Origin of the sequence: Synechococcus sp. H70.1 (assembly GCF_047502705.1) — a bacterium.
Classification (GTDB): Bacteria; Cyanobacteriota; Cyanobacteriia; order Thermostichales; family Thermostichaceae; genus Thermostichus.
Genome location: NZ_JANSIV010000081.1, coordinates 1 through 26,358 on the forward strand (window position 1 = coordinate 1; position 26,358 = coordinate 26,358).

At 60.5% G+C, this 26,358-nt stretch carries 26 protein-coding genes; 12 read left to right on the forward strand and 14 right to left on the reverse strand.

The window, feature by feature from the left end; all coding sequences use genetic code 11:
* The first annotated feature begins 69 nt into the window (after window positions 1-69).
* The 6 genes from tsaB to NW827_RS06105 all read left to right on the forward strand — a co-directional run bounded on the left by tsaB (window position 70) and on the right by NW827_RS06105 (window position 3,959).
* Entirely contained in the window at window positions 70-744 is a 675-nt protein-coding gene (tsaB, locus tag NW827_RS06080) for a tRNA (adenosine(37)-N6)-threonylcarbamoyltransferase complex dimerization subunit type 1 TsaB (RefSeq protein ID WP_414362968.1), read from the forward strand.
* Between the two features lie 44 nt (window positions 745-788).
* Window positions 789-1,346, forward strand: coding sequence for an elongation factor P (gene efp / locus NW827_RS06085; protein ID WP_414362966.1), 558 nt, complete (start codon window positions 789-791; stop codon window positions 1,344-1,346).
* Window positions 1,347-1,393: 47 nt separating this feature from the next.
* Window positions 1,394-1,849 (forward strand): acetyl-CoA carboxylase biotin carboxyl carrier protein, encoded by a 456-nt coding sequence (gene accB / locus NW827_RS06090; RefSeq protein ID WP_414362965.1) that lies wholly within the window; start codon window positions 1,394-1,396, stop codon window positions 1,847-1,849.
* Window positions 1,850-1,942: 93 nt separating this feature from the next.
* Window positions 1,943-2,920: a DNA polymerase III subunit delta' gene (locus NW827_RS06095; protein WP_414404290.1), complete on the forward strand. Its 978-nt coding sequence runs from the start codon at window positions 1,943-1,945 to the stop codon at window positions 2,918-2,920.
* 46 nt (window positions 2,921-2,966) lie between these two features.
* Window positions 2,967-3,578, forward strand: coding sequence for a glycerol-3-phosphate 1-O-acyltransferase PlsY (gene plsY, locus NW827_RS06100; protein ID WP_414503458.1), 612 nt, complete (start codon window positions 2,967-2,969; stop codon window positions 3,576-3,578).
* Window positions 3,579-3,614: 36 nt separating this feature from the next.
* Window positions 3,615-3,959 carry a gamma-glutamylcyclotransferase gene (locus NW827_RS06105; protein ID WP_414503456.1) on the forward strand — a complete coding sequence of 115 codons (345 nt, stop codon included), beginning with the start codon at window positions 3,615-3,617 and terminating at the stop codon, window positions 3,957-3,959.
* Here the strand turns inward: NW827_RS06105 and NW827_RS06110 are convergent.
* From NW827_RS06110 to NW827_RS06150, 9 genes are all read right to left on the reverse strand, one after another.
* The gene (locus tag NW827_RS06110) at window positions 3,956-6,106 is read right to left on the reverse strand and encodes a cation:proton antiporter (RefSeq protein WP_414503457.1); all 2,151 of its coding nucleotides are present in this window, start codon (window positions 6,104-6,106) and stop codon (window positions 3,956-3,958) included. The genes NW827_RS06105 and NW827_RS06110 overlap by 4 nt on opposite strands.
* A 165-nt stretch (window positions 6,107-6,271) precedes the next feature.
* On the reverse strand, window positions 6,272-6,631 hold the full coding sequence (gene minE / locus NW827_RS06115; RefSeq protein WP_414362955.1) for a cell division topological specificity factor MinE: 360 nt from the start codon (window positions 6,629-6,631) through the stop codon (window positions 6,272-6,274).
* A gap of 55 nt (window positions 6,632-6,686) precedes the next feature.
* Complete coding sequence (gene minD, locus NW827_RS06120; RefSeq protein WP_414362953.1) at window positions 6,687-7,493, reverse strand: septum site-determining protein MinD; 807 nt, start codon at window positions 7,491-7,493, stop codon at window positions 6,687-6,689.
* Window positions 7,472-8,221: a septum site-determining protein MinC gene (gene minC, locus NW827_RS06125; RefSeq protein WP_414362951.1), complete on the reverse strand. Its 750-nt coding sequence runs from the start codon at window positions 8,219-8,221 to the stop codon at window positions 7,472-7,474. Before minC ends, minD begins: the two co-directional genes overlap by 22 nt.
* A 36-nt stretch (window positions 8,222-8,257) precedes the next feature.
* On the reverse strand, window positions 8,258-8,764 hold the full coding sequence (locus tag NW827_RS06130) for a DNA recombination-mediator protein A (RefSeq protein WP_414362949.1): 507 nt from the start codon (window positions 8,762-8,764) through the stop codon (window positions 8,258-8,260).
* Window positions 8,765-8,869: 105 nt separating this feature from the next.
* The gene (locus NW827_RS06135; RefSeq protein ID WP_414362948.1) at window positions 8,870-10,078 is read right to left on the reverse strand and encodes a VLRF1 family aeRF1-type release factor; all 1,209 of its coding nucleotides are present in this window, start codon (window positions 10,076-10,078) and stop codon (window positions 8,870-8,872) included.
* Window positions 10,079-10,505: 427 nt separating this feature from the next.
* Window positions 10,506-10,676: a hypothetical protein gene (locus NW827_RS06140; protein WP_414404285.1), complete on the reverse strand. Its 171-nt coding sequence runs from the start codon at window positions 10,674-10,676 to the stop codon at window positions 10,506-10,508.
* A 108-nt stretch (window positions 10,677-10,784) separates the two neighbouring features.
* A complete protein-coding gene (gene pgl, locus NW827_RS06145; RefSeq protein ID WP_414404284.1) occupies window positions 10,785-11,516 on the reverse strand; it encodes a 6-phosphogluconolactonase in 732 nt (243 codons plus the stop codon).
* Between the two features lie 73 nt (window positions 11,517-11,589).
* Window positions 11,590-12,597, reverse strand: a complete 1,008-nt coding sequence (locus NW827_RS06150; protein WP_414362943.1) for a phosphoribulokinase — start codon at window positions 12,595-12,597, stop codon at window positions 11,590-11,592.
* A gap of 256 nt (window positions 12,598-12,853) precedes the next feature.
* Here NW827_RS06150 and NW827_RS06155 point away from each other — a divergent pair, with 256 nt between their 5' ends.
* From NW827_RS06155 to NW827_RS06165, 3 genes are all read left to right on the forward strand, one after another.
* Window positions 12,854-13,744 carry a ferredoxin--NADP(+) reductase gene (locus NW827_RS06155; protein WP_414404283.1) on the forward strand — a complete coding sequence of 297 codons (891 nt, stop codon included), beginning with the start codon at window positions 12,854-12,856 and terminating at the stop codon, window positions 13,742-13,744.
* Between the two features lie 117 nt (window positions 13,745-13,861).
* Window positions 13,862-16,483 carry a leucine--tRNA ligase gene (gene leuS / locus NW827_RS06160; RefSeq protein ID WP_414362939.1) on the forward strand — a complete coding sequence of 874 codons (2,622 nt, stop codon included), beginning with the start codon at window positions 13,862-13,864 and terminating at the stop codon, window positions 16,481-16,483.
* A gap of 167 nt (window positions 16,484-16,650) precedes the next feature.
* Complete coding sequence (locus NW827_RS06165; RefSeq protein WP_414404281.1) at window positions 16,651-17,646, forward strand: hypothetical protein; 996 nt, start codon at window positions 16,651-16,653, stop codon at window positions 17,644-17,646.
* 82 nt (window positions 17,647-17,728) lie between these two features.
* Here NW827_RS06165 and pth read toward each other — a convergent pair whose 3' ends face one another.
* The gene (pth, locus tag NW827_RS06170; protein ID WP_414404280.1) at window positions 17,729-18,400 is read right to left on the reverse strand and encodes an aminoacyl-tRNA hydrolase; all 672 of its coding nucleotides are present in this window, start codon (window positions 18,398-18,400) and stop codon (window positions 17,729-17,731) included.
* A gap of 120 nt (window positions 18,401-18,520) precedes the next feature.
* On the opposite strand from pth, the gene NW827_RS06175 reads away from it, so the two are divergent.
* Complete coding sequence (locus NW827_RS06175; protein WP_414404279.1) at window positions 18,521-19,741, forward strand: HD domain-containing phosphohydrolase; 1,221 nt, start codon at window positions 18,521-18,523, stop codon at window positions 19,739-19,741.
* Window positions 19,742-20,045: 304 nt separating this feature from the next.
* Here the strand turns inward: NW827_RS06175 and NW827_RS06180 are convergent, their stop codons facing one another.
* Both NW827_RS06180 and NW827_RS06185 read right to left on the reverse strand, forming a co-directional pair.
* Window positions 20,046-20,792 carry a phosphoadenylyl-sulfate reductase gene (locus NW827_RS06180; protein ID WP_414362933.1) on the reverse strand — a complete coding sequence of 249 codons (747 nt, stop codon included), beginning with the start codon at window positions 20,790-20,792 and terminating at the stop codon, window positions 20,046-20,048.
* A gap of 69 nt (window positions 20,793-20,861) precedes the next feature.
* Window positions 20,862-21,791 (reverse strand): metallophosphoesterase family protein, encoded by a 930-nt coding sequence (locus NW827_RS06185; RefSeq protein ID WP_414404278.1) that lies wholly within the window; start codon window positions 21,789-21,791, stop codon window positions 20,862-20,864.
* A 259-nt stretch (window positions 21,792-22,050) separates the two neighbouring features.
* Here NW827_RS06185 and NW827_RS06190 point away from each other — a divergent pair, with 259 nt between their 5' ends.
* Both NW827_RS06190 and recJ read left to right on the forward strand, forming a co-directional pair.
* Window positions 22,051-22,218 (forward strand): hypothetical protein, encoded by a 168-nt coding sequence (locus NW827_RS06190; RefSeq protein ID WP_414404277.1) that lies wholly within the window; start codon window positions 22,051-22,053, stop codon window positions 22,216-22,218.
* 122 nt (window positions 22,219-22,340) lie between these two features.
* Window positions 22,341-24,620 (forward strand): single-stranded-DNA-specific exonuclease RecJ, encoded by a 2,280-nt coding sequence (recJ, locus tag NW827_RS06195; RefSeq protein WP_414404276.1) that lies wholly within the window; start codon window positions 22,341-22,343, stop codon window positions 24,618-24,620.
* A 30-nt stretch (window positions 24,621-24,650) separates the two neighbouring features.
* Here recJ and NW827_RS06200 read toward each other — a convergent pair whose 3' ends face one another.
* The gene (locus tag NW827_RS06200) at window positions 24,651-24,914 is read right to left on the reverse strand and encodes a helix-turn-helix domain-containing protein (RefSeq protein ID WP_414362925.1); all 264 of its coding nucleotides are present in this window, start codon (window positions 24,912-24,914) and stop codon (window positions 24,651-24,653) included.
* A 135-nt stretch (window positions 24,915-25,049) separates the two neighbouring features.
* Window positions 25,050-26,309, reverse strand: coding sequence for a sensor histidine kinase (locus tag NW827_RS06205; RefSeq protein ID WP_414404275.1), 1,260 nt, complete (start codon window positions 26,307-26,309; stop codon window positions 25,050-25,052).
* Between the last annotated feature and the right edge of the window lie 49 nt (window positions 26,310-26,358).

Sequence of the window (26,358 nt, forward strand, 5' to 3'; positions counted from 1 at the left end):
GAAGTGCGAAGATTGACAACCCAACCTTAAACCATCCATTAAGTTCTGTCAACTCCCCTAAGAAAGGCCATGTCGCTTACCCGCTGGATTCTAGGGATTCACACCACCACGCCTGTTTTGGGCCTCGCCCTGTTGCCGCTAGAAGGAGAGCAGGAGGAAGGCCGCAGCCAAAGCTGGTGGCTTGATCACCAGATGGCGGCGCGGCTGCACCCTCACTTGAGAGACTTTTTAGCTGGCCAGGACTGGTCACAAGTGGCTGGGATCGCCGTTGCCGTGGGGCCGGGGAGTTTTACCGGCAGTCGTTTGGGGGTAAGCGTGGCGCGGCTAGTGGGGCAGCAGCTAGGCATTCCAGTGTTTGGCTACTCGTCCTTAGCGGTTGTTGCCCGCCGGGTGTGGCAGGAGCAGGGATCCCCCCCTCAGCCCTTGACGGTGGCGGTCCACATGGACGCCAAGCGGGGGGAGCGGTATGGCGGGGTGTACCGGGTGGGTCCGGAACAGCTAGGGGCCGAAGTCTCGGATCAGCTCTGGGGGGAAACGGCTTGGCAGGCCCTTCTCCGTCAGTGGCCGCAAGCGCTGGCGGTGGATGCCGCCGATTGGGTGGATCCAGCGCCTGTGCTGGCATTGGCAGAGCTGGCCCGTGCCGACTTCCTAGCGGGCCTGCGCCCCTCGTGGCAGGCAGTGTTGCCTAGGTATGGACGGCAAGCGCCCATTGATCTTAGAGGACTGAATCGGAGTACCCCCTAGGCGCGGTAAGATTAGGAAGTCTAGGCAACGGATCCTGTGCTGACATGATCTCAAGCAATGATTTGCGCCCCGGCGTCTCTGTGGAAGTTGATGGCGCTCCCTACAAAGTCATTGAGTTTCTGCACGTCAAGCCTGGCAAAGGGGCGGCTTTTGTGCGCACCAAGCTCAAAAACATGCAGACCGGCAACGTTGTCGAGAAAACCTTCCGCGCTGGCGAAATGCTGCCTGCTGCCACCATTGAAAAGGTGAACATGCAGTACCTCTATGCGGAAGGAGACAACCTCGTGTTCATGGACATGGAGACCTATGAGCAAGCTGTGATCAGTACCGCTCAGGTGGGCTCTGCTGTGAAATACCTGAAGGAAAATATGGAAGTGTCTGTTTTGCGCTGGAAGGGGCAGGTGATCGATGTCGAACTGCCCAATAGTGTGGTTTTGGAAGTGGTGGAAACTGACCCGGGGGTTAGGGGAGATACGGCTACAGGAGGAACCAAACCTGCCAAGCTAGAAACCGGTGCCGAGATCCAGGTGCCCCTGTTTATTAAAGTGGGAGAGCGGGTTCGAGTCGATACTCGCACGGACACTTATCTGGGCCGCGAGTGAGGACTCTTGCCCGCTGCTAGGTTGCTATTGTGGACAGGTGACTTCCCTTGGATGTCATTAATTGGCAGGAAATTCGCCTTCTGCTGGCCGCTCTGCAAGAGAGCGATGTTACCGAACTAACTCTCGAGTGCAAAGATTTCCGCCTGACTCTGCGCAAGGGGATCCCTGCTGCTCAGGTTGCCGCAATCGCTCCCTCCACTCCTTCTGCTCCGCTAGAGCCTCCTACTGCAGGGACTGCCCCAAAATCTCCCCCCAGCCACTGGGTGGAGGTGGTAGCACCCATGGTGGGTACCTTCTACAGCGCTCCTGCTCCTGGAGAAGCGGATTTTGTCCAAGTGGGGCAACGAGTGAACAAAGGCCAAACCTTGTGCATTATCGAGGCGATGAAGGTAATGAACGAAATAGAAGCAGAAACGGCAGGCGTGGTCAAGGAGATTTTGGTGAGCAACGGCCAGCCGGTGGAGTTTGGCCAAGTGCTAATGCGGCTGGATCCCACGGCCTAACAGCAGGAGCAGAGATGAAGCTTTGCGTGTTGAGGAAGCAGCGGCTCCAGAGCTCTCTTGCCGACCTTTGCCAGGGAGGAAGCAATTCTGCCAATGCCCCAGGTTGAGGGGGTAAAGGTTCTGCCCCCCCGGCACATTGTTGGGCAGGAGCTGGCGGCGCGGCTGCTGGTGGCCGCTCTGGAAAAGGGGCGGGTGACCTCCAGCTACTGTTTCTTGGGGCCAGAGGGGGTGGGGCGAGGGCTGATGGCCCGCTGGTTTGCCCAGGCCCTCTTCTGCGAGGCCAGCTCGGGGATCCCCTGCGGCCAGTGCTCCAACTGCCGTTGGCTGGTAGCGGGCACCCATCCCGACCTCCACTGGGTTAGCCCCACCTATCTCCACCAGGGCCGCCTAATAGCAGCGGAGGCCCCCGAGGCGCAAACTCTGCAGCGGCGCTCCCCGCCGCAAATTCGCCTGGAACAGGTGCAGGGGGTGGCCCGCTTCTGTGCCCGCAGACCGATTTGCGCCCGCCGCTCCCTGGTGGTGCTGGAGGGGGCGGAAACCCTGGCAGAGAGTGCGGCCAATGCTCTGCTAAAAACCCTGGAGGAGCCCGGCTCAGCCCACCTTGTTCTCATTGCTTCCCAGGCGGCCTCCCTGCTGCCGACGCTGTTGTCCCGCTGCCAGATGGTGCCCTTTCGTCGCCTCGGCCCAGCAGAGATGGAGCGGGTGTTGGTTAGTTTGAACTGCCCAGAGTTGCCCGGGATCCCTCGCTCTGAGCTGATTGCCCTGGCCCAAGGCAGCCTCGGGCGGGCGCTGGAGGCCCACCAGCACCTGCAAAGGATCCCGCCGTCGCTATTGCAAGAGCTTAGACGCTGGCCCCCCTCGCTGCGGCAGGCCCTGGAACTGGCCAGGGCGGTGGCCGCTCTTGATTTGCCGGCGCAACTGTGGCTGATTGACTATCTGCAGCAGCATTTCTGGGCGCAGGGATCCCGCCAGGCCATCCGGCAATTGGAGCAGATTCGTTACCAGCTTTTGCACTTTGTACAGCCGCGCCTTGCTTGGGAGGTCAACCTGGCTGGATTCGACAGCAGTTGAACCCAAGCCCTGTGGCAAAGTGAGAAAGAGCGTTCAAGACCTGCCCATGCCTACCTGGCTTTTGGCTTTCCTCGCCGCCCTTGGAGGCTATCTGCTGGGATCCATCCCCACCGGCTACTGGGTGGGACGTTGGTGGGGCGGGATCGACATTCGTCAGCAGGGATCCGGCTCGACAGGGGCAACCAACGTGTTGCGGACGCTGGGCAAGGGACCGGCGCTGTTGGTGTTGCTGGTGGATACTGCCAAGGGGGCAGCAGCAGTGGCGCTGGGATCGGCTTTGGGATCCCCGTGGTGGGTGGTCGTGGCGGCCTTTGGGGCAGTGGTTGGCCACAGCCGCTCCTGCTGGCTGGGCTTTAGGGGAGGCAAGTCGGTGGCCACCAGCCTGGGAATCTTGCTGGCCATGGCTTGGCCGGTGGCCCTGGCTACCTTTGGCATCTGGCTGCTGGGGATCGCCCTTACCCGCATCGTCTCCTTCAGCTCGCTGCTGGCGGCGGTGGCGGCGCCGCTGCTGATGTGGGCTCTGGGTCAGCCTCTGCCCTATGGGTTGTTTGCCCTGGCAGGGGGGGTTTATGTCATTGCTGCCCATCGGCGCAACATCGAGCGCCTGCTGGCCGGCTCAGAGCCCCGCCTTGGCCAAAAATTGGTCCAATCCCCCTAATTCCCCCTGTCCCAGAGGACAATGGAACCAACGACCGTGGTTTTTGTCTACGGATCCCTGCTGCGGGGTGGCCAGTACCACCGTCTGCTGCAAGGAGCGGAGTTTTTGGGGACAGACAGCCTCAACCACATCGATCTCTACGATCTCGGCCCCTACCCCATGGCCGTTCCTGGCCGCAACCGGCTCTACGGCGAGCGCTACCGCATTCCCCTGAGCCTGTTGCCCCGCCTGGACGAGCTGGAAGATCACCCGCGGCTGTACAGACGGCAGTGGGTGCAACTGGACAGTGGCACTTCGGCCTGGGTGTATCTGGGCCGGCCCGAGCAGGTGCAGGGGTGCCCCCTTATCCCCAGTGGCCGCTGGCTGCCCCGACCTTCCTAGAGGTCAAAGTGGAGCTTGATGCCCTCAACATACTGGGGCAGTAACTCGGCTGGGGGCAGATCCCATTCTGAGGAAGCTAACTCTCTGGCAGAGGGGGCAGTGGCTTCTCCAGGGCTGGCAAGGCGCTCCAGGTAGTAAATGCGATCTCCGCGCCGCCAAATGTCCGGCTTGGGCAGGTAAAATAACCGCTCCAGTCGGGAGGAGCGAGCTCCCTTTTGCCACCAGCCCCCTCCTCGCTGCGGGCGCACCAGCACCAAAGGCAGGCAAAGATCGGCTTTGATCCGATAGGCAAACTGATCCCGCAGCCGCTCCAGCGTGGGATCCTCCAGCCCCAGCTGGGCCGAAAAGGGGTTGAGGGGTGCTGGACGGGCTGCTGCAGTCGAGTCCTGAGCGGAGGTCCCTGCCGACCGAGAGGACTTGAGGCCCAGGTCTGCCAAGGTGGGCAGGGTAATCGAGCGCAGCTCCACTCGCTTGGCCTCCAGGTAGCCGGCCCAGCGCTGCAGTTGGGAAAAGGGGATCGGCAGGGTGCGGATCCCTTCGGAAATGGGCATCTCCGGCAGCAGCACCGTCCAGATGGCAGCAGAAACCGAGAGCTTCACCATCAGCTCGGCAATGGCCCAGTTCATCTGGGGATCCAGCGTCAGGATCAGCAGCGTCTCCGCATGGTCAATATCGGCCTTCAACAGGGCCGACTCGCTGAGCACCACTTCCTGCAGGGATCCCGGCAGCAGCCGGCCAACTTTCTCTTCAGCTCCACCGGCTCCATTACTCCCAGAGGGATCCCCCAGGGCATAGGCGACCTTGTGGCCGTTGAGCTGGGCTAGGCCAGCAGGCTCGCGCAGACGGGATCCCGACGGCAGCGGCAGCACCTCCACCGCCTGATTGAGGGAGCGCAGCAACTCTGCCAACGGCTCAACCAGGGGGTGATCCCCAATGATCACCGTGGAACTGCCCTGGTCCAGACCCAACCAGCGAGCCACCCAAGCGGCGGTCAACCCCTGCACCGTCACCGTAACCGAGATGGTCAAAAACACCAGCGCTTTGAGGGCATCTCCCCCAGTAATGCCTCGCTCCGTCAACAAAATGGCAAACAAAGAAGCCACCGAGGCCGCCACAATACCGCGGGGAGCCAGCCAGGCCACAAACAACTTTTGCCGCCAGTTGAGGTCACTGCCCCAGGTACACAGCCACACACTCAAGGGGCGAACCACCAGCATCAGGCAGAGCACCGTGGCCAGCGCTCCCCAGCCCAAAGCCAACACTGCTTTGAGAGAAAGGGTAGAGGTCAGCAAGATAAACAGCACCGAGATGGCTATCACCACCAACTGGCCATGGAATTGGCGCACGCTCCGCTCGGCAATGGCCGCCTTCTGCCGCACCACCAGCCCCGCCATCACCACCGCCATCAGCCCCGCTTCTGAGCGCAGCGACTGGGCCAGGGCAAACACCCCCAGCGCCCCTGCCAGCACCACCGAGTTGCGCAACTCCTCCCTCAAAAACTGCCGCGACCAGAGCAGAAAGGATCCCATCAGCCAGCCCCCCAGCGCTCCCACTGCCGACCCAATGGCCAAGCGGCTAGACAGCTGCTCCAAGGCCATGAGGAAGCTGGGGTGGCCAGAAAGCACCACCTGCAGCACCACCACCGCCAAGATGGCTCCGACTGGATCGATGAGCACCCCCTCCCCTTCCAAGAGGGTGCTGACGGCGGGATCGACCCGTACCCGCTTGAGGATGGGGTTAATGACAGTTGGCCCCGTCACCACCACCAGGGATCCAAACAAAAAGGCCAGGGGCCAGGGGAACTCTCCCAAATAGTGGGCTGCCAGTGCCCCTCCTCCCAAGGTCAGCAGGGATCCCAGTAGCACCAAATTGCGCAGACTAGTGGAGACCTGGTTGAGGCGTTGCAGCCGCAGGTTCAGCCCCCCCTCAAATAGGATCAGGGCCACTGCCAGCGACACCAGCGCCTCTAGACCGGATCCCATGATCTGAGGGCGAACCCAGCCCAAGCCGTCTGGCCCCAGCAACACCCCAAACAGCAGCAGGAAAACAATGCTGGGCACCTGGACAAAGTTGGCCAGGACTTGAGCTGCGATCCCGGCCACCAAGGCCAGCGTAAACAGGATCGTCAGCTCAAAGGAGTTTTCCATGCCGAGGCTCAACCTCCCTCAGTGAGAACTCTGCCCCAGCAGCTCTCGTGTTCAGCAAAGTTGCTACTCAAGGTTGCCATCTGCAGGGAATCTGGACTGGGACAGACAAGAGAAGGCATTCTAAGAAGTAGGCCAGCCTTAGCTACAGGTAGATGCTCTTTGAGTCTAGGGTAGCTCAGGCCGAAGTGAACTCCCCTGACTGCCCTCTGGGGCAATAGGATCCTGCTGCCCCTGCCCAGCAGGGTCGGGATCGACTGCTGCCAGCGGCTTAACTCGGCGAATGGGTAAGTTAGCAATAAGAGCTGTTGTGCTCCCCTCCACGGTCAAGTGGAATTGCATCCCCTCTGGGTCTAGCTCCACATAGCGGGAGACTACCCCCAAAATTTCTAGCCGCATCGATTCTAGGGCTGCCGGACTGAGATTGGTGCGGTCGTGGGCCAAGATGAGTTTCAGGCGCTGCTTGGCCTGCTCGCGGCTGCTGCCGGGGGGTCGGGAAAAAAGCTGATCCAAAAAATCGAGGAGCATGGGCTTTATTGAGGGAACATGGCTGGGAAAGCAAAAACTCCAGGCAAAGTTAGCTTCAGAACACCTTTTGGGTTAAAAATCGCTTGGCCTTTTCCCAGAAAGACTCACTCAAGCTGGCCAACTTGGGGAACTCCACCCTCTCCCCTTCCAGCCGTCGGGCAATGCGCTGGATGGCCTGGGCAGCCAGAGAAGGATTAGCAGCCAAAACCATGGGTTCCCCCTTGTTGGTGGAGACAATTACCTCGCGGTCTTCTGGAATCATACCCACCAACGGGATGGCCAGCACCTCCACCACATCCTCCACTGCCATCATCTGGCCTGCGGTTACCATGTCGGGGCGCAGGCGGTTAACAATTAGCTGGATTGAGGAGATCCCTGCCGCTTCCAATAAGCCCACCACCCGGTCTGCATCCCGCACCGCTGCTACTTCGGGCGTAGTTACCAGCAGAGCTTCCGTTGCCCCCGCAATGGCATTGCGAAACCCTTGCTCAATCCCAGCTGGGCAGTCAATCAACACATAGTCATGGCTACTGGCCAGCTTCTCCATCAACTGCCGCATTTGCTCTGGGTTGATTGCTGTTTTGTTGCGGGTTTGGGCCGCCGGCAGCAAGACCAAGTTGGGGGTGCGCTTATCCTTCACCAGCGCCTGTTCCAGTCGACATTCCCCCGCTATGACCTCCAGCGCTGTGTACACCACTCGATTCTCTAGACCCAGCAGCAGATCCAAGTTGCGCAAGCCAAAGTCGGCATCCACCACCACCACCGAGCGATCCAAGTGCGCCAAGGCAGTGCCCAGGTTGGCCGTTAGGGTGGTCTTGCCCACTCCTCCCTTCCCAGAGGTTATGACGATAACTCGGCCCATGCTCTTCTCCGCAGAAACTCCTGAAGGCTGACAATGCAGATGACACCCTCCTGCAAGTAAACCACCTCCGGCGTGTTGGGGGGGGATCCTCCTTCCGGCGGGCGGGCCACCTGGTCGGCAATGCGCAATTGGGTAGGCTCCAACTGCAAAGCAAGGATCACCGCGCTCCTATCCCCCTCAGCGCCGGCATGCACCAGCCCCCGCAGCCGTCCCCAAACCCAAATGTCGCCGCCAGCAATGATCTCGCCGCCGGGGTTGAGATCTCCTAACAGGAAGACAGAACCGCGGTGGCGTACGGACATGCCCGAGCGCACGGTTGAACGCAGGTACAGAGGGGCAGTGTCGGGGGGAAGAGGGGGAGCCGCCTCTAGAGGGGAAAATTGCTCTACAGAGTAGCCTAAGGTCGCTGCAGCGATGGCGGTTGCCCGGGATCCGGTTTGGACGCGCCACAGCTGCAGCCGATACTGCGCTAACAAGACAGCCAGAGCCTGTAGGGTGGGTAGATCCAGCTCGCGCTCCTGGCACCACAGGGTTAGAGGAGCTATCCCCCTCCAGTAGGGTCGGCGGCTGCGCAACTGCCAAACCAGATCGTCCCAAACTTCTTCCCAAGCTAGGGTGGCAGGCAAGTGCAAATGGATCCCATGGGCATCAGAGCGAAAATAGACCCCCCCTTTGGCTGCTCCTATCCCGGCGGGGAAGATTGGCGAGTTCCACGCTAGGGATCCCATCCTGCCTGCCCAGTCCCCCCTTGCCCAAATAAGGAATCAGTCAAAGTAGAAGAGCGTCACCACCTTGTGTTGCTCCTCGGCGTGTCTGCAGGCCTCCAAAAGCGTGACGCTGTCGTGAAAGGCAAAACAGATCAATTGCTGGCACTTGCTAATGATTTCCAAATTGCAGAGGCGACTGGCCTCCGCTAAAGGCAGGTGGTCGTTTTCAGGGTGTTCCACCAGATGCAGCACTTGCTCCAGACTGGCCCGCGACTCCGCCGGCTGTCGCTCTAAGCTTTGGGGCAGGATCACCGTCAAGGACTTGACATCTGCCCGCATTGCTCCCCGAATCACCGCTAGGTTGGTACCAATAGCGCCGGACGTGAGGATGCGGTTGCCGGTAAGGGCCAGAGCGTAGCTGAGGGTCTCGATGAGGTACTGGTGGGTGATGGGCACATGGCGAGTGCCCAAGATGGCTATCCGCTTAGGCCCCACTTGCTGAATGGCGGCCAGCTCTTGCAAAAACGTATCGACGCTGGTGGGGAGATCAATGGACTGGGTCAAGGGGATCCCTCGGTAAACTGGATGAGCTAGGTTATGCTAGCAGCCTACACTGTTGCTGGGGGATCTAGCTAGAGGGTTGGGCCTTCCCTCTTCAAGTAGCTAGACCTACCAGCGCAGCAGCGCTGCCGCTCCCTGGAACTCCTGGAGGAGGCGATCTTCGGCCTCGCCACGGACAAACTCCAGTTTAGCGCCAAAATCGCGGGCTAGCACCCACACGAGATCCCGCAGGGGCACTGGTTGCGGCTCGGGGCAGAGGAGCTGGGCCATCTCTGGGGTTCCTCCCACCGAGCCGTCTGGACAGCGCCAGATGGTGGCCTCTAGCCTCCAGGGCAAGACCAAAATTGCCACCCGACCTAGCTGGAGGGCGTCTAGCACTGCATCTAGGCCCCAAGCGCCGGGCTGCTCTCGAATCCGCTCCAACAAAGCCAGTTCCCCTCGCCGCTCGGCGGCCTCCAGGACGGGCACCACTCGGTCGAGGATGTCTTGGGGTGTGGGGGCGTGGAGGTTGGCGGGGTGTCCTACCCGGGCGACGATGCGGTTGCGCAGGCCGCGGTTGAGGTAGCCCTCGAAATGGGATACCTGCCAGACTTCGCCCATGAGCACCAGCCGCTCAATGCCCAGCCGGTCCACAGCTTTGTCGAGGGCTTGGGCCAGGCGCTGGTAGAGCTTGTGCATCCAGAGGCTGACCTTGGCCGCCTCCCGCTCCTTAGGCGAGAGCTTGTCGAAGGTGCCGCCGCTGCGGGCCCGACGCTCGGCAACGGCATTTTCGATGCGGTCGGCTAGCTCCTGGAGTTCTCGCCACTCGTCGGCGCCGATGTTGGCAAAGATTTCCGTGTCCTCCCGCAGTTCTCCCAAAAAGAGTTCGTAGAAGTGCCACCTGGCTCCGGACAGATGCAACACCCCGGCCCGCTCATATTCATCGAAGGCGAAAATCAAAGGGGTCAAGTACGGCTCACCCCAGCGGGCTTCCACCCGCCCATGGGCCAGATCCACTACCGGCAGCTCCACCTGCAGGTCGATGCGGCGCACCACCAGCTTGCCCTCTGGGCTGCGGCTGGCAAACAGAGCCAAGGTACGGGCAGAGGGGCGCTCCTGTTCCACCAGGGCAAGAACTTGTTCGTAGAGGGAGGGATCCTGCTTGCTCTCCTGAAGCTCCGACAGCTCCTTGATGGCGTTTTTAATGCGTCCCACCCAGGCACGGCCGGTATTTTCGGGACGGGCAGGGTTGATGTCGGCATATATCGAGAGCACTGGCGTGCCACCGTCGCCAAAGGCAGCTTGCAGATCCTGGATCAGGGTGTTGAGCTCGTTCATGGTTTTCAAGAAAGGGCTTGGTTAGAGCCAGTAAGATATCACAGCAAGTAGGGAGGCTGACAGGGCTCTCAAGGATCCCCCGACTTTAGCTGCTGGGGTACGGGGGTGGAGTTCCGCCCTGTCCTTGCAGAGTCACGGTCGGGAGGCAGACACCCCTGCGAAGATAGGATGGCCTCGGTTGCAACCCTGCGGTGGGCCATCGGTGCTACAAGCTCCCGTTGAAGCGGGAAGCTCGCCCTCTATGCGCTAGCAGGAGGGCAGGGGGTTGACGGCTGGCCTAGGCGTTGTCCGATCTGGGGAGGGAACCCTTTGGAAAGCTCCCTTGCGGGGATCCCTGTAGCTGTCTCCTGCTCCAGCCACTAAACTGCTCCAGAAGACTGGGTTAAGCTTTGGCTTGAGGAGTTGGGGGGGTGGCGCAGCTTTCCTCTCACTCAAGCTGGACTTGCCCTTCCAGCAAAGCGAGGATTAGTCGGTCAATTGCTTCCAGATCCAATTCGTCGTAGAGCCCCTCCTGGAGGAGGTGGCAGATTTGGGATTCTTGCTGGCGGCTGAGGTAGGTGCTCTGGAGAACCGATTCGACAATGAGGCGGATGGACATGGGGCAGCGCTCTAACCCAACTGCCCCAATGAAATGCGAAACAAGGGGGAGGCAGCGGTGATCTGGGTCAAATGGCCATCCTTAGCCGGCAACCTTGACCTGGGCAGCCTAGCCAAGCAACGTCACGGCGGGCAAGGGCAGTTCAGCTGCCGCCGCCGTATCCAGCAGCCACAGCAGCCGCCCTTGGGGATTGAGGCGCTGGCAGGGCAGGTGGGCCTCCGTTGTCAGCGCCTCCTTGACAATTGCAGCCTTGCCGGCTCCAGTTACCAAAACCACCACCTGCCTGGCCTGGTTGAGAACAGGATAGGTGAGAGTTAGGCGTGGCTCCTCTCCCTTCTGCCCCACGGTTACCCAGCGATGTTGCACCTGCAGGGCGGCTGTGCCGGGGAACAGGGAAGCCGTATGGCCGTCTTCTCCCACTCCAAGCCAGATGAGATCGAAGGTGGGACATTCGTTGCCGAAAATCTGCCGTAGGGTCGCCTCGTATTCCGCCGCATCCCGCAAGGGATCCCCTGCCTGGGTGGGCATGGGAAAGACCTGAGAGGCGGGAACTCCAACCGTCTCCAGCAGGATCCGCCGTACCATGCCGTAATTGCTCTCAGGGTGATCCGGAGGAACGTAGCGCTCATCCCCCCAGAACAGCCAGGTTTGCTGCCAGGGGAGCCCCGGCGTCTGGGTTAAAGCGGCATACAACTTTCGCGGCGTATTTCCCCCTGCCAGCGCCACTGTAAAGCGGCCCCGCTGGCGAATGGCTGCCGCGGCCTGCTCTTGCCAAACCTCGACCGCTCGCCGGAAAAAGGCTGTTCCCTCCGGCCAGACCTCCAACTGGAATCCTTGCATTGCTCGCCCTCTATCGCCGCTTGCCCAACTGCCCCAGCCAGGCAGAGGGATCCCCCTCCAGCAGAGGCAAAGCCTAGGAAGCTACTGCCAGCTTCTTGGCTTCCATCTGGATCTTCTCGTAGAGGGCACGCAGCTTTAGGCCTACGATGACCTGGATAAGGCCAGAGCCGTTGCGGGATCCCGGATACTCTGGGTGCTTGCGCAAAAGCTCTGTCAGCTCGCCGTAGTAGCGGGTCGATAGATTACTCAGGTGGTTCTCGATGTAGATAACCTCCTCCAGCTTGTCGAAACTGCCATCCACTTCCAACACCGAGACCGGCTGGTCAAAGTAGGTAGAGGGGCCATAGTGCAGACGAATGCCAGGGTAGGAGCAAGTTAGCTTCTTGCCGCACGGGATCCAGTCAATGGTGGAGCCTTCGTCAAACAAATAGACGTGGTCAAAGTACTTCACCCCCTCCCGCTGGATCATGCGCACCCGCAGCACCTTGTGCTCGGGATCCAGCTCCGGCAGCAGCTTAGTGGGCAGCACCTCGATCACCACGTCGGCATAGCGCTTCTGCACATCGACGTAGGCCTCAAAATCAGGCCGGCGGGCTTCGATGGAGCGCAACACGTCCTCATAGGTGTGGCCCCGCTCCGCCATGTCCCGCTTCACCTTCCAGGCAATCTTAATTTCCGGTGCCAGATCCAGATAAATCTTAAAGTCCAGCAGCTCCCGCACCCGCTCGTCGTACATGGGGTGAAGGCCCTCCAAGACAATGATGGGGGTGGGGTCTACTCGCTCGGGTGGGTCAATGAGCCCCGTCTCGTGGTTGTAGATGGGCTTCATTACGCTCTGGCCATTTTTGAGCGCCTTGGCCTGCTCGTACATTAACTCGAAGTTGTTGGCACGGGGATCCAGCGCCGTGATGCCCTTTTCCTTGCGCTGGTAGCGGTCCAAGGAGTGATAGTCATCCAGACAAATGGTGGTAATGAGATCCCGGCCAAACAAGTCCTCCAACCGCCGCAAGAAGGTTGACTTGCCACAGCCAGAATCTCCAGCAACACCAATCATCACAATACGTTCGGGATTGCTTGCCATGGGAACTCCTTGGGGATAGGCGGGGCAAAACTGCAAGGAGGCTTCTGAAAACGTTATCTTTATGGCTTTGCATGTTACCACAAGACGCTCCATTGCAAGCAATCCTGGGGCTAGAGAAAGACACCAGACCCTTCCCTGCGCGGCGGGGGCGTTTTTCTGGATGGCCGAGGAAGATCCCTGCCAGTTGTTCCCTTCCCAAGAGGCGGCCTGCTAAGGTGTTTGCTATAGCTACGACTCCTAGGAGCAGATCCCAGTCATGGTTGCCAGCGCCCAAAAGCGAGAAGTGGTTGTCAATCTCTACCGCCCCAACGCCCCTCTTATCGGCCAATGTTTGGAAACCTACTCCCTTGTCGAGGAAGGGGCACCTGGCCTAACCAAGCACATCGTGCTTGACTTGCCAGATCCTAACTTCCGCTACCTAGAGGGCCAAAGCGTTGGCATTATTCCCCCTGGCGTCGATGCCCAAGGCAAGCCCCACAAGCCCCGCCTCTACTCCATTGCCTCCACCCGCTATGGTGACGATGGCGAGGGGCGCACCGTTTCTTTGAGCGTGAAGCGGGCCGAATATGTGGATAAGGAGACAGGCCAGCCGGGGGTGGGAGTCTGCTCCGGCTTCCTCACTGATCTCAGGGCTGGGGATGAGGTGATGATCACGGGGCCGGCCGGGAAGACTTTCCTGCTGCCGGAAGATCCGAACGCCAATCTGATTCTGGTTGCCACCGGCACTGGCATTGCTCCTTTTCGGGCCTTCATCAAGCATTTGCTGGAGGAGGATCCCAACTACCAGGGCAGGATCTGGCTATTTTTTGGGGTACCCACCACTTCCAGCCTGCTTTACCGGGGCGACCTGGAAGCCTGGAAAGCCGAGCATGGGGATCGCTTCCGCGTCGATTACGCCATCAGCCGCGAACAGCAAACCTCCGACGGCAAAAAGATGTACGTGCAAAACCGCATGGCCGAGTACGGTGCCGAGCTGTGGGAGATGCTGCAACAACCCAACACCTACGTCTACATCTGTGGCCTCAAGGGGATGGAGGATGGCATCAACAGTGTCATGGCGGCCGTGGCTGAACAAGCCGGCCAGGACTGGAACAAGTTTCAGAGGGAGCTGAAGAAAGCCAGCCGCTGGAATGAGGAAACCTACTGAGGGGATCCCGCCTGTTCTCCTAGAAACCCCCAGGATCCCTGAAGCGGCCAAAGCATGCCAAAATGCTGATGTCTAGACTCCCCAAAGGCAAGAACTGTTTTCCAGGAGTCCTAAACCGTGGAGGCGCGCTACAATCCCCAGGCCATTGAAAGGAAATGGCAGGCCCACTGGCGGTCCATTGGGTTGGATCGCACGCCGGAGCTGACGGCGGAAAGCCGCAAGTTCTACGCCCTGTCGATGTTTCCCTACCCCAGCGGCAGCCTGCACATGGGGCATGTGCGCAACTACACCATCACGGATGTCATTGCCCGCCACAAGCGCATGCAGGGGTACGCAGTGCTGCACCCCATGGGGTGGGATGCCTTTGGCTTGCCGGCGGAGAATGCGGCCATTGACCACGGGATCCCGCCAGCCAAGTGGACCTACCAGAACATTGCCCAGATGCGGGATCAACTGCAGCGGCTGGGGCTTTCCTACGACTGGGAGCGGGAGATCACCACCTGCGCCCCCGACTACTACAAGTGGACCCAGTGGCTGTTTCTGCAGTTTTTCAAAGCGGGCCTGGCCTACCAGAAGGAAGCGCCTGTGAACTGGGATCCGGTGGATCAGACCGTCTTGGCCAACGAGCAAGTGGACGCCGAGGGGCGCTCCTGGAGATCCGGGGCCCTGGTGGAGAAACGCCTGCTCAAGCAGTGGTTTCTCAAGATCACGGCCTACGCCGACCAACTGCTGGCCGACCTGGAGAAGCTCTCCGGCTGGCCGGAGCGGGTGCGCACCATGCAGGAGAACTGGATTGGCCGGTCGGTGGGGGCGAGGGTCGTCTTCAAAACCGAAACAGGGGAGGAGCTGCCGGTCTTTACCACGCGGCCTGACACCCTTTGGGGAGCCACCTTCATGGTGCTGGCGCCGGAGCATCCCTTGGTGGAGAAGCTCACTACCCCTGAGCAACAGGCTGCCGTCAAGGCCTACCAGGCCGAGGCTGCTGCCCGCAGCGAGATGGAGCGCAGTGCCGAAGATCGGGAAAAAACGGGCGTCTGGACAGGATCCTACGCCATCAACCCCGTCAACCAAGAGCGGATCCCCATCTGGATTGCCGACTACGTGTTGATGGGCTACGGTACGGGGGCCATCATGGCTGTGCCTGCCCACGACCAGCGGGACTTCGAGTTTGCCCGCAAGTTTGGCCTGCCCATCAAGCTGGTGGTGCAGCCGCCCCACGCTGAGGTGGAGAGTGCTGAAGATCTGCAGGCGGCCTGGACAGGGGAGGGGGTGTTGATGAACTCCGGCCCCTTGAACGGGATCCCGGTGGGCAAAGGCCCAGGGCAGAGTGTGGAAAGGGCCATCGCCTGGCTGGAGGAGCAGGGGCTGGGAGAACGACAGGTCAACTACCGCCTACGCGACTGGCTCATCTCGCGGCAGCGCTACTGGGGTTGCCCCATCCCCGTGATCCACTGCCCCCACTGTGGCCCTGTGCCGGTCCCAGAGGAGGATCTGCCGGTGCTGTTGCCGGAGGATGTGGAGCTGACGGGGCGAGGGGGGTCTCCCTTGGCCCAGCGGGAGGACTGGGTGAAGGTAAAATGCCCCACCTGCGGCGCCGAGGCCCGCCGCGAGACCGACACGATGGACACCTTCATCTGCTCCTCGTGGTATTTCCTGCGCTTTAGTGATCCCCGCAACGACCGCGAGATCTTCCGCAAGGATCTGGTCAACGCCTGGCTGCCGGTGGATCAATACGTGGGCGGCATCGAGCACGCCATTTTGCACCTACTTTACTCCCGCTTCTTCACCAAAGTGCTGCGGGATCTGGGGTTGGTGAATTTTGACGAGCCCTTCTCCCGCCTCCTGACGCAGGGAATGGTGCAGGGGCGTACCTACTACAACCCCAACAAGTCCGGCAAGGATCGCTGGATCCCAACGGCTCTGGTCAAGGATCCCAACGATCCCCGCGATCCCGAAACCGGCGAGCCCCTGCAAGTTATCTATGCTGCAATGTCCAAGTCTAAGGGCAACGGCGTAGATCCGGAAGAGGTCCTGGCCCACTACGGAGCCGACACGGCCCGCATGTTTATCCTCTTCAAGGCGCCGCCGGAAAAAGACTTAGAGTGGGACGACGCCGATGTGGAAGGGCAATTTCGTTTTCTCAACCGCATCTGGCGGCAGGTGTACGAGTTTGTCGTTCGCGCTAGCGGGACGGAGTCCTTGCAAGGCAAAGCCGCTGAGCTGCTGCAGGCCAAGATTGAGGTGGGATCCCTAACCAAAGCGGAAAGGGATCTGCGCCGCGCCATCCACACGGCCATCAAAGAAGTCAGTGAGGACCTGGAAGAGTACCAGTTCAACACCGCCATTGCCGAGCTGATGAAGCTGAGCAATGCCCTAGCTGAAGCTGGGATCCCTGACTCACCGGTCTACGCGGAAGGGATCCGCACCCTCATCCTGCTCTTGGCTCCCTTTGCTCCTCACATCGCTGAGGAGCTGTGGCAGGCAGTGGGCGGTACAGACTCGGTGCATCGCCAGTCATGGCCCAGCTATGACCCGAGGGCGCTGGTGGCCGACACGGTAACCATTGTGGTGCAGGTCAACGGCAAGCTGCGGGGCTCCTTTGAAGCCCCTGCTGATGTCACGCCGGAGGAGCAGGAGCGGCTGGCTTTGCAGTCGGAGGCGGCCCAAAGGTATCTGCAAGGGGCAGCGCCAAAGAAGGTCATTGTGGTGCCGAAGAAGTTGGTTAACCTAGTTGTGTGACCTACCCCCGCCCTGATGCTGACGCATACCACCAGCCTCGGTGTGGAGTTGGCGCACCTTCCTGGGGGGCGGCCTTCCGGCTTTGGAGCACGAGCACTGGACACTGCCCCACTGGCGAACTAGTTTAAAAGCAACTTCTCTTTCCAAGCTGTTGCGTGGGGGGATCCATGCTGAGATCCAGTCTTTTGTTCTCCGGGTCGGCCTTGGTAGGCCTACTGTCTTGGCTGTGTTTGAGCGGCGAATGTGGCGGGTTGGCCTCGCTGCGCAAGGGACAGGGCGCTGTCTTTGAGCCTTTGCTCCTGCGACAGGCTCAACTGCAGGCCAAGCTTCAACAGCTTGAGCAGCGCTCCCAAGCCCATCAGCAACAAGCCGAACAACTGCTGCTGGCTTCTCGGCAGGCTGGCGAGGGTTTTCACCTAGATCCTGCCTATCTGGTGCAGCTGGGCCAGGCCATCCAACAGGAGCCAGGGAACGCGCAGCTCTATCTGCGGCGGGCGCAGTACCTCTGGGAAGCCCTTGCTTTCCCTGAGCCGGAGCGGTGGTTCTGGGAGCCCCTTGCTTTCCCTGGGGCAGTGCAGGCGGCTGCCCTCAACCCCCTCATGGCTAGGGCGCTGCAGGATCTGGATATTGCCATTGCTTTGGATCCCTACCTCCCAGAGGCCTACTTGCTCAAGGCCAGGATTCAACATGAGTACTTTGGAGAGCAGGAACAGGCTTTAGCAACTCTGTCCCCCCTAGATCGCATTGCCTATCGCAACCCCCAACTCCACCTGTTGCGCTCCCGCATCTGGGCCCAACAGGGACATCAGGAATCGGCGTTCGACGTATTGCACCTGGCCATTGAGCTGGCCAAGCAAAACCAAAACTCTGCCGATCTCTTCGATGCCTACGTTCACCGCGGCATGATGTGGGCTAGCATTTGCGACTTCAACTTGGCCGTTGAGGATTTCAGCCGAGCGATTGAGGTGCAGCCTCAAGAAGCTAGGGGCTACTACTACCGTGGCCTAGCGCGCGCCTATCAGGGAGAGGACCTGGCGGCTGCCGCTGCCGATTTGGAGCGTGCTTTGAGACTGAGGCAGGAGGCAGGCACGGGATCGCCGAAGCTGCCGGAACTGCTGCAGGCTTTGGCAGCAGTGCGAGGGGAACTTTTGCCCCAGCGGTAGGGAGCCTCCACTGCTCCCAGAGCTGCTTCGGGCCGGGAACAGGGCGGCGCCACTAGCTTTCCCGGAGTTGATAGGGAAAGGACTAGCCCGTCCTTTTCGGTAGGGAGTCTGGCTTTAACCGCTCTTGGGCAGCAAGAGGTTCGGAGAGATCCAAGGGGTTAAAGCGGTTCATCGCCGCCCCCAGCCCTTCCTGCAAGCAACACTCCACTGCTTCCACCGCCGCCTTTAGAACCCGCTCCAGCACTGCCTGCTCGGCGGGTTCAAATCTGCCCAAAACATGCCCCACCATGTCTTGGTTGCCCTTGGGCTTGCCCACGCCCAGGCGTAGCCGGGGGAAGGCTTCGCTGCCCAAATGCTGAATAACGGACTTCATGCCGTTATGTCCGCCAGCAGAACCAGATCCCCGTAGCCGCAGGCGGCCTAGGGGCAGATCTGTATCGTCGTACACCACCAGCACCGAGCTGGGAGCCAGCTTGTACCAATCCAGGACCGCCCGCACCGCCTCGCCCGAGCGATTCATGTAGGTCTCCGGTTTGAGCAGGCGCCGCTTGCCCCCCAGGGCAAGCCCTTCTCCGTAGGAGCCCTGGAAGCGCTTTTCCAAAACCAACGGGATCCCCCAGCGCTCCGCTAGCCGATCCACCACCATAAAGCCGCAGTTGTGCCGGGTGTTGGCATACTGCGGGCCAGGGTTGCCCAAGCCGACAATGAGCTGGATGGTAACCTCCTCTGGCGGCTGGCTCTTGATCTGGGTCACTGCATCGTCTTTTGCCTCCACAGGTAAAGTAGGGTAGCAGAGTTACTCTGGATAGGCGAGCCCCAGCCTCCCCCCTCGGGGCGGCGGTGGGAACGCCCGTAGCCCAGTAGAGGATAAGCCATGTCCCTTAGGCCTGCCCCCTTCGAGCTCTCCCTTGGCGAAGCTAAATTCGAGCCTGCTGCTGCCTTGCGCCTGAGTCAGCGGCTGATCCAGGTGGGGATTGCCCTTTCCTCAGAAACGGATTTAAAGCGGCTGCTGGAGCTGATTGTTGCCCAGGCGCGCGAGCTAACCTGCTGCGATGGGGCCAGCCTGTTCCTCCGCGAAGGAGATGAGCTGCGCTTTTTCGTGGTCAAGCGCAACGAGGAGCTGCGGGATCTGCGCCTCCCCCTCAGCCCTTCCAGCATCGTGGGCTATGTAGTGCTTACCGGGGAGAGCTTGAATCTGCCGGACGTTTACCAACTGCCCCCCAATCTGCCCTACGCTTTTAATCCCCAGGTGGATCGGCAGACTGGCTACCGCACCCGCTCCCTGCTCACGGTGCCGCTGCGGGATCCCTCAGGAAACATCCTCGGAGCCTTGCAACTCTTAAACCGCCTCAGGCCGGATCGTCCTGCTGAGCTAGCGCCCAACCAAGTGGCCGAATGGAGTCAGCCGTTTTCTGAGCTGGAAGTCCAGGTGGCCGAAGCCCTAGCTTCCCAGGCAGCTGTTGCTTATCAAAATGTGCGCTTGCGGGAAGAGCTAAAATCGGCTCACCTGGAAACGATTTTTTGTCTAGCTCAGGCCGCTGAGTATCGGGATCAGGACACGGCTTTCCACCTAAAGCGCATGAGCCACTACTCCCGCATCATTGCCCAAGAGTTGGGCCTCTCCGGCCATGAACAGGAGCTGATTTTCTACGCCAGCCCTCTGCACGATGTGGGCAAAATCGGGATCCCGGATGCCATCTTGCACAAGCCAGGTCCCCTCACCCCCGAAGAGCGACAGATCATGAACCGCCACCCTGAGATTGGCTATGAGATCCTCAGCAAATCCGACTCAGAGCTAATGCAAAAAAGCGCCCTCATCGCCCTCACCCACCACGAGAAGTTTGATGGCAGTGGCTACCCGCGAGGCCTCAAGGGAGAAGAGATCCCGCTGGAAGGACGGATCGTGGCTTTGGCCGACGTGTTCGACGCCCTGGCCAGCCGCCGCCCCTACAAAGAAGCCTGGGATCTGGACGAGATCTTTCGCTTTGTGGAAAACCACAGCGGCAGCCACTTCGATCCGCAAGTGGTGGCAGCTTTTAACCGCGGGCGCAGTGAAATCCTGGAGATCTACCACCGCTATCAAGAGCCTCGCTAAGCCCAGCTTCCCCTAGTCCTTGGTTTTATCCCCAAGGAAAGCTGGTCATGCAACACCTCGGGTGGCTAGGCAAAGTAGGGCTCAGTACGGCAGCAAACCAGTCCGAGGGCTGGCCAGGCAGGCTGCTAGGGAGTAACCGCTATTGCTGGGAGTGCTCTAGACAGCGCTGCAGTTGGTGCTGCCAGTGGCCCTCGGTTTGTTGCCATAGACGAAAGCTTGAGCAATGGCCGCTTCCAAAGTAGCTTGGGCTCCAGGGGTAACCTCCACCTAAGCTCCTTCCAGAACAGGGGAAGGATTCCCCGGGCTAGGTGTGCAGGCCGCACTCGGTCTTGGCCATGCCCTTCCAGCGACCCGAGCGGGGATCCTCCCCCGGCTCCACTGGGGCTGTGCAGGGTAGGCAGCCGATGCTGGGATAGTTGCGGTCGTGGAGGGGGTTGTAGGGGATCCCGTGGTCGAGGATGTATTTCCACACCTGACCGCTTGTCCAGTCGGCAAGGGGGTTGAGCTTGAGACGGTTGCGTTTGCCATCCCACTGCACCTTGCCAATGTTGGCGCGGGTGGGGGCTTGTTCCCGACGCATCCCCGTAATCCAGGTGGTGCAGTTGGCTAGGGCGCGATTCAGGGGTTCCACCTTGCGGAGGTTGCAGCAGAGGTCAGGGTTGGTGCGGTACAGCTCTGGCCCGTATTGCGCCGCCTGCTCTTCCGGCGTCAGCAGAGGCTTAAAAACCTCCAGTTGCAAATGGGGATAGCGGGCCAGCACTTGTTGTTGCAGTTGTAGGGTTTCCGGGAAGTGAAAATCGGTATCCAAGAAAAAGGCACGCACCTGCGGGCGAATGGCCGTGAGCAGATCAATCAACACCAGGTCTTCCGGGCCAAAGCTGCAGGCCAGCACTAGCCCATCCCCGAACTCAGACACCGCCCAGGCCAGCAGGTCGCTTGCAGAAAGGGGCTCAAAGTGCTCGCTCAGGGCAGCTACCTGGGACTGATATCGCCTTTGTACCTCCTGGGCTGCCCATTCCCAGGGGGTAGAGGAAGAAAGGGTTGTACTCATAGGGGGAAACGCCGAATCCACCTGCTTTGCCTTCTTAATCTACACTAATTCGGTCGAGCTTTAGGATTTTTATTGGGCAGCAGCGGCTGGCAGGGTAGATCGGGCTCCTCCAGCGCGCAGAGGGATCTGTCCCCAGCGATCCCGACGTGTCCCCATTACCAAGCCATGCCAGAGCGGCCTGGGTCCTGGGTCCAGGGGGTAAACCCAGTGGTAGCGTAGGATCCCTCGCCGGGGGTTGAGATCCACCTCGAACAGCCGCAGGGCCGAGACTGGCCCCACCAGAGGAGGTGCTGTCAGATAGGGGATCCCGTCTCGCACCTGGACCTTTGGCACATGCAGATGTCCACTCAACACCGCCACCACCCGCCCGTGACTCGCTAAGAGAGCATGGAGGGCGGCAGCTGGCTCCCTGTGAAGCCGGTAGTTGCGGAATACAACCGCATCCACTTGTGTAGGGGCAATAAAAGGTGGTTGGTGGATGAGCAGGATCAGCCATTCCTCTGAAACTGCTTGCAGATGTTCGCCCAGCCAGCGCAGTTGGGAGGGGCGCAGCACCCCCTGGGGCAAGGGAAAAGGCCCCAGGCTGGCATCAAGGGCAATTAGGCGGATCCCGGGCAGAGGGGAAAGACTGTAGTCGACATAGCCAGTGGGGGCTGGGAAGAGGGGAAATTGGCTTTGGCACCAGCGGATAAACTGCTCTCGATCAAAGCGCCCCTTTCTCCTCAGAGTGTCGACATCGTGGTTGCCAAGGCTGAGGTAGTAGGGCACCCGCAGTTGGGCAAGAATCTCCCGAAACAACTCAAAGCTTTCTGGGTCGGCCTGGTCCACCAGATCGCCGGTGAACACGACAAAGTCCAGCTCAGGCACCTGGTTAAGGTGGGCAACGGCAGCTTCCAACTGGCGGCGAGGGGAATCGGACATCCACCACCAGCGGCACCCCGTCTCCGGCATTAGGTGAACATCTGAGACTTGGGCAAAGCAAATCCTTTGGGTCGCCATCACCTAGGCACTTATTCACACCTCACGCCCGCATCATAGTCAATAACTAGCTGGAGGGCTATGGGCTTCTCTTAACCTCTGCTGCGATGACCTCACCCCCCGCCCCTCTCCCAGCAGGGGAGTTGGGGTTGCTTTGATTTGGAATCGCCACAAATTGAGTCTGATTCTTGTTCCGGCGCCGCTGCCGAGCAACTGCTAAGGTATAGCGACACGGATCTTCGACAAGAGGATCCCTCAGTTCAAGCAAGGAGAAAAAATCATGTCTGCTACCACCCTTGTTCGTTGCGCCTGTGACCACTGCAACTGCAGCTTCGAAAGCAGCCAAGGCTATCGCTACGAAGGCCAACTCTACTGCAGCAAAGCCTGTGCCACCCATGACCACGCCCACCCCTCCCCTTGCTGCGTGGCCTCTCACTGCTGTCAATAGCAGGTTGGCAGGGATCGCTCACCCCGGCTTTTGCTTTCCGGGATTTTCTCCCTGGGCAGTTTTTGATACGCTCCTAAGGAGCTTTATCCCTGTCGGCCCGGGGGCCGGCCCAACCCGTTGGCATGGAATACCGCTGGGATCTGCTGCCCACTCCACCCCAGTTTGATCCGGAGCTGAGCCGAGAATACGGCAAGTATGCAGCCAAGGTGCTGGCCTTGCGCGGGCTGCACAGCCGGGAACAGGCGCGGGCCTTTGTCGATCCTGACTGCTATTCCCCCACCCCGCCGGGATCCCTGCCGGATCTGGAGCGGGCGGTGGCGCGGCTGCTGGAAGCCAGGGAAAGAGGAGAAACCCTCTGCATTTGGGGGGACTTCGACTGCGATGGCGTCACCAGCACCAGTCTTCTGCTCTCGGCTTTACAACCCTTGGGCTTCCAAGTCCAGTTCACCCTACCGCTGCGCAGCAGCGAAGGCCATGGACTCAATTCCCAGCGGCTACAGCAGGTGCTGGCTCAGGGCTGCCAAGTGCTCCTGACGGTGGATTGCGGCATAGGCAATGCTGCCGAGATTGCTTTGGCCCAAGCCCAGGGGGTGGATGTCATCGTGGCGGATCACCACACCCTGCCAGATCCCTTGCCCCCTGCCTATGCTGTCATCAATCCCTTGCGTCTGCCAGAAGACCACCCGCTGCGCTTTCTGCCAGGGGTGGGAGTGGCCTACAAGCTGGCGGAGGCCCTCTACCAAGCGCTAGGGATCCCGGGCGTAGAGGAATACCTGGATCTGGTGGCGGTGGGGATCGTAGCCGACGTGGCAGTGTTGCAGCGGGAGTGTCGCTACTTGGTCCAGCGGGGGCTACCCGTACTGGCCAAGACGCGGCGCCCAGGGCTACGGGTTCTCCTAGATTGGGTAAGCAACGGCTCCTCTCCAGGAGCGCTAACAGCTCAAGACATTGCCTTTGGCCTTGCCCCCAAGCTGAACGCCATTGGCCGCTTGGAAGATGCCAGCTTGGCAGTGGAGCTGTTGACCACCTCCGATTCGCAGCGGGCCCAGGCCCTGGTGGAGCATTTCCTTGCCCTTAGCGAAGAGTGTCGCCAGCTTACCCAACAAGTGCTGCAGGAAGCCACTCAGCAGCTGGAGAGCCTAGATCTGGCCCGAGAGCGGGCCATTGTCTTGGCCGGAAGCGGTTGGAAAGCGGGGGTTTTGGGAATTGCGGCGGCGCGCTTGGCGGAGCAGTACCGTTGCCCAGCAGTGTTGATTGCCAAAGACGAGAGCACAGGGCTAGGCTACGGGTCGGGCCGCTCGATTCCAGGGGTGAACCTGCTAAGGGCCATTGAGGCGGTGCGCCCCCTCCTGCAGCGGGGAGGGGGGCATCCTATGGCTGTTGGGATCCAAGTAGATCTGGCTTGCCTGGCTGCTGTACAACTGGCGTTGCGGCGAGAGCTAGCTGCGCAGGTTAGCCCAGTTCAGCAAGCTCGCGTCCTAGCAGTGGAGATCCTCCTCGACTGGGATCGGCTGGCCGCCCAGGGCCGGGATGGGGTGGCGGAGCTAGACGAAGTGTATCGACAGCTGCAGCTTCTCCAGCCCTTTGGCCACGGCAATCCCAACCCTGTGGTAGCCTTGATGAACTTCCGCCCCAGTAGATCTACTCTGAGAGTCTCTCGCGATGGCCGCCATCTTAGGTTTCAACTCCAAGGCAAGGCAGGATCCCGTACCCTCTGGTTTTGGGAAGCTGGCGAAGAGCTGGAGCGTTGGCAGAAGTGCCCGGCTGTAGACATTGCCCTCTGCTTGGAAGCAGAGGAGCGGGGCAGACAACCCTGGTGGGGCAGAGTGCTGGCGGTGCGTCCTGCGGGAGAGTGGCAGGCCCCCACCGTTTCCGCCCCTCGCCTCCAGGTTGAGGACTATCGGCAATGCCCCCTACCGGATGCTCTGGAGAAAGCCCTCTACTACGATGGGCAACCCCTTCCTCTTAGGCAGCAGGTGCTCCCCTCAGCCAAAACAGCTCTTGTACTGGCCCGCTGGCCCTGGTTGCCGCAAGATCTGGCCCAGCTGCTGCAGCAGGTGCAGCCGCAGACTCTGGTACTGGCTGCTTCTGCCCACCCCTGGGAGCACCTCCCTCAGCAACTTGCCCAACTGCGGGAACTTAGCCAGGCAGAGCCCTGGGATCCCGCTGCCCTGGCGGCAGCGACTGGCCTGCCCCAGCAGTGGCTAGCGGCGTTGAAGGGGCCAGAACAGATCCCCACGCAGCTACTTAGCTGGATCCGCGAATCCCAAGCCTTCCACCGCTGGCTGGATGAGGCCAGCCCAGCCCAGATTGCGCAGCTGTGTCAACGGCTGTTGCAAGCGGAGCCCAGGCCCGCGGCTTTTTCCCAGCCACCGCGGTTTCCTGGGGTGCTCGATGGGTGAAGGTAGAAGATAGACTCTTGCAAAGGAGGATCAAGCAATTTTGTCGTTGCTCAAGGCACAGCAATTAACCTGATCCAAGCACACCTTTCCCCACTGCAGCGCCCATCGCACCAACGCAACGCGGTTTGTCGTCCGCGTCTTGCTTAAGATGTTGCTGATGTGATTGTCAACAGTGCGCTTGCTGATTTCCAAGCGCTTTGCAATGTCCTGATTGGTCATGCCAGCTGCGATTAACTCAAGGACCTGCAGTTCCCGTTCCGACAGCAAGTCCGCGGAATGATAGTCTGCGCCCATTCCCAATGCCTAAGGTGCGAACTGTAAGGATTACCTAGAGTAATTCTAGGGGATCGCTTCCCGGCTGGATAGTCCTAGAGGAGGAAATCTCAGCCTTCCCCCTTGGATTGCAAAAAGCAGGGCTAGCCGTTTTCCTTATAAGCCCTCGGGGTGCTGGCGGGGCAATTCCACCTGAACCCACAGCCCACCAGTTTGCGGGTGATTGCGCAGCTGGATCGTGCCCCCATGAAGTTCAACGATCTGGCGCACAATTGCCAAGCCTAGGCCCGTGCCGCCTTTGCTGCGGGCCCGTGCCGCATCGGTGCGGTAAAAGGGTTGAAAGACCAGCTCAAATTGATCCTCCGGCAGGCCAGGGCCATGGTCGTAGACCTCCAGCCGCACCCGGGATCCCTGGTCTGAGACCATCACGTAGATGGGAGAGGCAGGCCCGCTATATTTGACGGCGTTATCCAAAAGGTTGAGGATGAGGCGATAGAGGCGCTGCTCATCCCCCCAGAGATAGAGCTGGGAAGGGCTGGTCAGATACAGTTCCTGCTGGCGGGACTTGGCCAGCGGTTCCAGACTTTGCCAAGCTTCGCGCACCAAAGTTGTGAGATCCACCCAGCGCCATTGGGAGCGGGATGCGGCCCCCAACTTGAGGGTGCTCAGTTCCAGCAAGTCTTGCACCAGCTGGCTAAGGCGCAACGTCTCATTGAGCAATCGTTCCACCCAAACTGCCTGCGCAGCATCGACTCGGCTTTGGAGGGTTTCCGCCAGCAGGCGAATCGAGGTGAGAGGAGTCTTCAGCTCGTGGGCCACATCCGAGGCCCAGCGATCCCTTTGCTGCACCAGTAGAGTTGCCTCCAAGCGGTCTTCCAAAAAGATGGCCACATGGGCCTGGGGTAAGGGCAGACCCCAAGCCCGCAGCGGAACCGGTTTGTCCTCGCCACCGGGAGGGTAGAAGATCCATTCGCGGCTCTGGATGGGCGTGTTGGCTTCCTGGCGGCGGGTGGCTTCAATGAGCTGATCCAACTCGTAGGAGCGCACCCATTCCAGCAGGAGCTTGATGCCCGGCTGCCACTGATGAATGCGCAGTAGGCGCTGGGCGGCAGGATTGCACTCTAAGACAACATTGTTCTCGTCCACCCGCAAATACCCCCAGGGCAGATGTTGGCTGAGATACTGCCAGTCCTGGAGATATCGTTTTTGGCTAGCCCACTCCAGCTCTTGGTGGCGGAGGTGGCGACTAAGTCGGCTGAGCATCTGTTCAGGCGGCTGCAGAGGCAGGGCCACGTGCAGCAGGGATCCCAACTGTTGCAATTGGCGGCTAAAGCGGCGCCGGCTCTGCCAGAGGGAAATCAGCGTAGCGAGTAGGCCAATGCTTAACCCAATGAGGATCCCGCTTTCCAGTCCCATGGGCCCCACCCCCTTTCCCCCATTGTCGCCCAGGGATGGGGGGTGAGGG